This window comes from bacterium, from assembly GCA_028821235.1.
Taxonomy (GTDB): Bacteria; Actinomycetota; Acidimicrobiia; order Spongiisociales; family Spongiisociaceae; genus Spongiisocius.
Genome location: JAPPGV010000125.1, coordinates 1 through 3,163, shown reverse-complemented (window position 1 = coordinate 3,163; position 3,163 = coordinate 1). Strand labels below are relative to the sequence as shown.

The window sequence follows — 3,163 nt, the reverse complement described above, 5'->3', positions numbered from 1 at the left end:
CCGCTTCCCACCCCGTACCAACCGGGGACGATCTGGCGTGACTGGGTCCAGCCGAACACCCACGGAATGGCCCGGAGGTGGGTGACCCCGGCCGTCTGGTGTCGCTTGGCAGGCCGGGATCCGATGTTGAGCAGGCCGAGCTCCTCCACCGGTGTCGAGGTGGTGAAGTACTCGACCATGCCCGGGTCGTCGATGAACCGCCGGTAGGTCTCGTACGCGGCGGAGGACACGAGGCTCATGATCTCGTGCCATCGCCGTACGTCCTCTACAGCGTGGTGAGGGGCGCGGTGGGCCAAGGACGCCTCCACCAGGGCCGAGAGTGCCAGTTCGAGGTTCCGGTGGGCGAGTTCGGCCAGTCCGTACTTGTCGGCGATCACCTCGCCCTGCTCGGTGAGCTTGATGACGCCGTCCAGCGCTCCGTACGGCTGGCTGAGGATGGCGGCATGGGTGGGGCCGCCTCCCCGGCCGACGGACCCTCCCCGCCCGTGGAAGACGTCGATTCGTATCCCGGAGCGGCGGGAGATGTCGCGGATGGCCAGCAAGGCCTTGTGGATCTCCCATTGCGAGGTGGTGATCCCCCCGTCCTTGTTTGAGTCGGAATATCCGACCATGACTTCCTGGATCCCGCCGCGCAGATCCAGGAGCCGCCGGTAGGCGGGCACCTCCAGCAACTCCTCCAGGGTGGGACCGATCAGCCGCAGGTCGTCGATGGTCTCGAACAGCGGGACGAAGCCGAGGCGCGCCACGCCCCGGACCGGATCGACCAGGCCCACCTCGCGGGCCAGCATCATCGGGGCCAGCACGTCGTCCACTCCCCGGGCCATCGAGATGATGTAGGAGTCGATGACCTGATCGCCGTGCTCGTCCAGCAGGTTCCTCAGCAGGCCGAAGAGATCCAGTGTCTCGTCCCCGCCGGCTCCGGTACCGGGCGGCGCCACCGGCCGGGTGCCCGAGAGCTCGCGGGTCAGGAACCCGGTCCTGCCTTGCCGATCCAGGTCGCCGTAACCGGTGCCGAGATAGGAGGTGAGCGATGCGATTGCCCGGTGGTGGTGATCGGTGTGCTGGCGGATGTCGAGCGCGGCCAGATGGAAACCGATCATGGCCGCCAGCAGCCGGGTCCGCGCCAGCCGGCCGCGGGCCTGGAGGGTGCCTCGATTCTCCCGCAGGGAGGATTCGAGCACGGCGAGGTCGTCGAGGAGTTCACGCGGGGAGCGGTAGGCGCGCGGTCCGCCGTCGCGTGCCTCCACGAGGCGCTGGTGGACGATCGCCAGGCCCTGGCGGTAGGGCTCGCGGTCCTTGGTGGATTCCAGCGCATCGCGATACGACTCGCGGCGCCGTTCGATGAAGGCCGCCATCCCGTCCGATATCTCCGTGATGCGGGTGTTCGGGCTCAGTTCGCCGGCCAGACCCGCTACCTCCGAGATGAGAACCTCGAGGGCGGTCTGGCGCTGCTGTTCCACGACCGTGCGCGTCATCTGCGGTGTGACGTTGGGGTTTCCGTCCCGGTCGCCTCCCACCCATGAACCGAACCGGATCGGGCTGGCATCGGTGCTCAGCTCGCCGCCGATCAGATGCACCGCAGCGGCGATGTTGTCCAGCAGGCCCGGTATGGCCTCGCGGACGGTCTGTTCGAGGTAGTGGCGGACGAAGCGGGCTTCGTCGATCGGGTTCGGCTGCTGGTCGCGAAGCTCGTCGGTCTGCCAGATCGCCTCGATGAGTTCCTCCACCCGGCGGTCGACACGCGCCCGATCCGCCTCGGAGGTTCTCGGGTTGCTTCTGGTGGCGGTGGCGTCGGCGATCTCGCTGAGCTTCTCGAGGACGGTGCGGCGGGTGGCCTCGGTCGGATGGGCGGTGAAGACCGGCTTCAGCACCGTCCGGTGGATCAGAGCGACGGCTTCGGCGGCCGGTATTCCCGACTCGACCAGCGCGACGAGGCTCTCCTCGAATCCGCGTTCGAGCGTGTCCCCCTCGGCGTTCAGATCCTCGACCCGATGGACCTGCTCGGTCACGTTGGCGAGATGGAAGTAGACGGTGAAGGCTTTAGCCAGCTGGAGGGCCGTTTCGAGGTCCACCTCTCGAAGCAGCTCGGCGAGTTCGTGGGACACCTCGACCTGCGCCGACCGCAGCCGGCGGGACAGGGTCCGGACCCGTTCGACAGAGTGGAGTAGTTCCCGGCCGTGCTGGCGGACCAGCGTGTCGCCCAACTGGCGGCCGAGGCGCCGGATGTCGGCCCGCAGATCGGCGTCAGCCAACTCGGGAGAGGCCGTTCGTTGAGACGGTTCGGGTATGTCCCCGGTGGGTCTTGCTCTCGGTTTCATGCGCAGACGCTTGTAGCAGCCACCATTCTCGCAGTACAGGGAGCCGGCACGTCGCTCTCGTCCCTACGAACAGAGGGAGGGCGCCGACAAAGCGGCGCCCTCCGATAGTGCTCGTTTGTTGACGGTCGGACCTAGGCGGCGGCGGCGTTAGCCTCCGCGAGCCATGTATCAACCTGATCCTGGTTGTCGGCGATCCACTGGGTGACCAGCGAACCGAGATCCTCCCCGGCGTCCTGCTTCACGATCTGTTGCGAGACGTCGACGACGTTGAGCTGCACGATCTCGAGCAGCTTGGCCGCGGCCGGGTTGTTGGCCAGGAAGTCATGGCGGGCCGAGGCGATGACGTCAGCGGCCACCCAACCGATCTCGCACACTCCATCATCGGCTGCGCTCGGGCAGGACTCGGCGCTGATGGCGGACGTGGTGCCGGGTCGCTGGTCCCACTCCGCGCCGCCTTCGCGGCCGAGCGGATTGGAGTCGTCGATCGGGTTCACGACCCCTACCCATACCACGTTGTCGCCTGGACGCAGAGCCGTGATGTACGAACTCGGGGTCCATGTATAGGCGACCATGGGCTCGCCGGCGTCGGCCTTGGCCGTCGCCTCGGCGAACATGGCGTCGTAGCCGGCCAGAACCTGCTCGATGTTCTCCCATCCGGAGAAGGCGATCTGGCTCTGGATGATGTCGTCACAGGTCCAACTCTCCGGACATCCGTAGATATCGGCTATGCCGTTACCCGGATTGGCGTCCTGGGCGTCGTAGGCTGCGATCGCATCGGGGTTGTTGTTCAGATCGTCGAGAGTGGCGATCCCGTACTCCTCGGCGAACGACTTGGTCATCAGGTA

Annotated in this window: 2 protein-coding genes; both read right to left on the bottom strand. The window is 67.0% G+C overall.

The annotated features are described in order from the left end of the window. Positions 1-2,252, bottom strand: a 2,252-nt coding sequence (locus OXK16_12695) for a phosphoenolpyruvate carboxylase (GenBank protein MDE0376801.1), incomplete at its 3' end; no start/stop codon positions are given. Positions 2,253-2,449: 197 nt separating this feature from the next. After that, positions 2,450-3,163 (bottom strand): hypothetical protein (locus OXK16_12690; GenBank protein MDE0376800.1); only part of this gene is annotated, 714 nt, incomplete at its 5' end.